The following is a 649-nucleotide window of genomic DNA, read 5'->3' as shown; positions in this document are numbered from 1 at the left end:
AGGCGAGACCAGTAAGCTGGCGGCGACGGTGACTGGCTCGCCGGCCAGTGCAGTGAAAGAGTCGTATAGCCATAAGGGGAATTACGCTGCGCCTGATGTGGGGGCTGATGCGGACAGTGTCAAAATGTCCATTGCTGGCACTGACATTACCCTCAAAGACAAGGCCACCTTGGATGAGGCGATTGTTGAGATTAACAAGCACACCGCAACAACGGGTGTAACGGCTTCGAAGGATGCGGCTGAGCTGGTGCTGAGTTCTGACACCGCGTTCTCTGTGCAGGGTAAGGCCAATGGCACTAATTCAGCGGCGGTCCCGGCGGTTAAAACGACAGGTTTGACTGCTCCTCTGGAAATCAGCATCAATGGCACCTCCGTCAAGGCGGCGAAGGGTGATGATATGGCGAAAGTGCTGAAAGCCATTAACGATCAAAAAGCCACCACTGGCGTGACAGCAGTCGAAGACAAAGGTCGTCTGATGCTCAGTTCCGTGGATGGCAAGGCGATCAAGCTGGACAACGGTCCTTCCCCTGAAGGCGCTGGCGCACTAGCCAAACTGGGTCTGACCGCCGGCAGCTCGCAGGCCAAGTTGACCACCGATACGTCGGTGATCCTCAATGGCGTGGATGTGAAGTTCAAGAAGGGCGACACC

The 649-nt window shown here is 56.2% G+C and carries 1 protein-coding gene; it reads left to right on the top strand.

Annotated elements, in window-relative coordinates:
- Window positions 1-649 (top strand): flagellin hook IN motif-containing protein (locus NPS46_RS25110; protein WP_274112044.1); only part of this gene is annotated, 649 nt, incomplete at both ends.

This window comes from Pseudomonas putida (genome assembly GCF_028682395.1).
GTDB classification, from domain to species: Bacteria; Pseudomonadota; Gammaproteobacteria; order Pseudomonadales; family Pseudomonadaceae; genus Aquipseudomonas; species Aquipseudomonas putida_AB.
The sequence above is the reverse complement of the archived record's forward strand: the minus strand, read 5'-3'. Positions and strand labels throughout refer to the sequence as shown.